Source organism: Mesorhizobium sp. Arg314, assembly GCF_053714275.1.
The window spans coordinates 40,847-43,906 of record NZ_JBSKBP010000040.1; the positions used below are offsets into that span (position 1 = coordinate 40,847).

General features: G+C 55.2%; 4 protein-coding genes. 2 read left to right on the forward strand and 2 right to left on the reverse strand.

Annotated elements, in window-relative coordinates; all coding sequences use genetic code 11:
• Together ACWGS9_RS28280 and virD1 are read right to left on the reverse strand one after the other, a co-directional pair.
• Nucleotides 1-703: relaxase/mobilization nuclease domain-containing protein (locus ACWGS9_RS28280; RefSeq protein WP_454508331.1), on the reverse strand; the 703-nt coding region annotated here is incomplete at its 3' end.
• A 191-nt stretch (nucleotides 704-894) separates the two neighbouring features.
• On the reverse strand, nucleotides 895-1,380 hold the full coding sequence (gene virD1, locus ACWGS9_RS28285; RefSeq protein ID WP_454508332.1) for a T-DNA border endonuclease subunit VirD1: 486 nt from the start codon (nucleotides 1,378-1,380) through the stop codon (nucleotides 895-897).
• A 224-nt stretch (nucleotides 1,381-1,604) separates the two neighbouring features.
• Here virD1 and ACWGS9_RS28290 point away from each other — a divergent pair, with 224 nt between their 5' ends.
• Together ACWGS9_RS28290 and ACWGS9_RS28295 are read left to right on the forward strand one after the other, a co-directional pair.
• Entirely contained in the window at nucleotides 1,605-2,300 is a 696-nt protein-coding gene (locus ACWGS9_RS28290; RefSeq protein ID WP_454508333.1) for a conjugal transfer ATPase VirC1, read from the forward strand.
• A 1-nt stretch (nucleotide 2,301) separates the two neighbouring features.
• Nucleotides 2,302-2,910, forward strand: coding sequence for a VirC2 family conjugal transfer protein (locus tag ACWGS9_RS28295; protein ID WP_454508334.1), 609 nt, complete (start codon nucleotides 2,302-2,304; stop codon nucleotides 2,908-2,910).
• Nucleotides 2,911-3,060: the final 150 nt, after the last annotated feature.

Below are 3,060 nucleotides of genomic sequence, written 5' to 3' on the forward strand. Positions count from 1 at the left end.
GGTCGCCTTGCCCTTCAGGACCAAGATCAGCGGTCATACGAGCGTCGTTGTCGTAATCGTCGCGAGGTCCCGCTCCGGCGTTGCTCATGGATCTTTGCCCTGCGCCATCAGTGGGGCCTGGTCCTGCAGCGCCTGGTAGCGCGCCGTTGTCGCCAAGGTTTGGCGGTTCGGGTGTTCCTCTGGGAGTGACGGGAATGTCAGGCTCTGGTTGCGGGTGAATGGCAATGGTTTCTCCAGCTCTCTGTCTGCGTCGGAATTCCGCATAGGTAATCGGGCGCTCCATGATGCCCCGCTCGGCACGCGAGGTTGCCTCCAATTCGATACCATTGTCGTAGGCGGCATCGACAAGCGAGGCGCGCATGTTGTCGTAGTTGAAATGCGGGTGGCGACGCGAGATTTTTAGCCAATGGCCTTCCAGAGCCCGACGATTCACCACCACATGCAGGTGTGGGTGCTCCCGGTCGACGTGAAAAGCGGAAATATAGTCGAACCTACTGCCGCTACGCCCCGAACCGAACATGTGTTCCACCCATGCTCGACCGGCACTGAACGCGCTATTGCGATCGGTGGCGCGCGGAAAGCTCACGATGATATGCGTGGTCAGGTCCTGATTGCTTTCTGCGTCTGGTTGACCGAGTACATAGTTACCTGTCTGCTCGGCCCAACTGCGTGCCGTCTCATCGAGCTGATGATACGGTAGCATGACGCCTTGGTGACGCTCGGAACGCTGGAGATCTACTGCGCCGTTGCGCGACAGGTAATGCAGCTGATCCCGGATCTGCCGTACCGTACGAGCGCCGCCTCGAGGCACAATTCTTATTACTGCTTGCGGGCGAGAGCGCGGCGGCCTCGGAGCTACAGTTCTTCTGACCGATTGCGGGCGGGGCACCCGGCTCACCTAGCAACGCTGTTCTCAGAGCATTGTGTCACCACGGCTTCCTGTAACAGCCGTCTACCGTCCTGCCGGCGCCGCGATATATTCAATATTTCCCGAAGCAAGGCGTCGAGCACGGCGAATTCCTGACCAAACTTCTGCCTATGCCTCTCGAATCGCTCTATGTTCACGCTGCCTTCTTGGCTTGCGATTCGGTGCAAGACTCGGAGTGCCTCGGCAATCTGACCGATGCTGTCGGTAATGTCCTGAAGGTTGCAGCGGGTCTTGGTATCAATTTCCAGAAAGCCGGCTATGCGACGTATTGCGATGCGGAGTGCTAAATTGTTCGTGAGCCCGAATGCGCGGGACTGCTCGGAGAAACATTCGAATTCGGCCGAACGTAAGCGCACACTGACTATCTTGTAGCCGCTGGAGTCGGCAAAGGCGGCGCGCCGCCTTTTGCGTGCACGAGCGTCATCGAACAAACCGGGAATTGTTTCAGCCACTACGTCTCAGTCCCTTTGGTCGATGCAGATTGTTACAAACGTTCCAAATGAATGACGAACATGCAGCAACATAATCGCATTAAGGTGGGAAATCATAACAAATTATGGTTACAATTGTAGCATAATATTCCTAGATAATCTGGCTGCCTATATTGACACTGTTCATTTTGTGTTTTCCCTTGCTATGCAATGTACATTTGTTAAAAGGCAGGGGAGATTGCCTCGTGAAGCTCATCACTTGCTGCTCATTCAAGGGCGGGGCGGGCAAAACCACGGCGCTAATGGGTCTATGTTCCTCGTTTGCCTTCAAACAAAAGAAGGTTGCGTTGTTTGAGGCTGACGAAAACCGCCCCCTTACCAAGTGGAAAGAAAATGCGCTTCGCAACGACGCTTGGGACCGGCGATGCGAAGTATTCGTGGCCGATGAGGTGCCACTACTGGAAAATGCATATGAACAGGCGGAAATTAGCGGCTTCGACTATGCGCTGGCTGACACCCCCGGCGGTTCAAGCGAACTGAACAACACTATTATCGCCAGCTCAGATTTTCTGCTGGTGCCGACTATGCTAACACCTCTTGACATCGATGAGGCACTCGCAACTTACCGTTACATCGTTGAGCTTTTACTGGCAGAAGGACTGCAAACGCAAACCGCCATTCTCCGCCAACGAGTGCCTATCGGCAGACTAACGGTCTCTCAACAGGCAGCATATGAAATGCTGAGCCTTCTGCCCCTGTTCGACACATCCATGCATGACCGTGACGCCTTTGCGGCGATGAAAGAGCGTGGCATGTTGCATATTACAGTCGCTAATATGACTCACAACCCCGCAACGCGGCTGATGTTACGTAACAACCAGCGCGCCTTTGATGAACTTGCTGCCATTGGGGCTTTAGTCGAGAACGTATTGGAGGGTTGATATGGGTATCTCCAGGCCGACTATTTCGGTGAAGAAAGTTCGCCAACTTGCTGCAATGCGATTGGAGCGTTCGCCCGTAGTAAGTACGCCAGCCTTCTCAAACCCTTCAGAAGCGACGGCACCGACTGAGCTGGCCGGCCTTTCGACGAGCGTCACCGTAGCACCTCCCCGGGCTTTGCCCGCTAGAAAAACCGTGGGCCTTTCGAAGGAAAGCTACCAGGCAGATCCCAAGGTACAGGTGTTTCTGTCGGCAGCGCTTCCAGCACGCGGCATCTCCGCCAGCTTTGACATGTTGACGGGGCAATATCGCCCGGCCAAGGTGCTGCAGATGATCCTGCGGCGCGCGTTGGATGACTATGAATTGCTAGTATCTGACGGCGCGTTCACCAAAATCACGCCGGTCTATTCCGTAGCGGAGCCGCCGGTCTTCGTAGCGACGTCGCGCATGATGCCCCGACGGTTGGTCGACATGGCTCTTGCTCACCTTGATCCCTTTGGGGTCGAAAGTGCGCGTACGTTCGGACGCAAGCTTGCAACCTCGGCGCTTGTCATTTTCTTCGAAAATGAGAAGAAAGTCTTCCCTGAAGCAGGCCGGTTCAGGCTGGATTGACGTCGCGGTTGCGGCAAAGAATGGCAAGAATTAATGCGGCAAGAGCCTCAAGCATCGGAAAAGAGAGCCAAGGGGCACCGGTACATTATTGGGACACGGATATACGGTAGGCATGGCAATCATGCCTGATTGCCGCGCAGGGGCAGATAT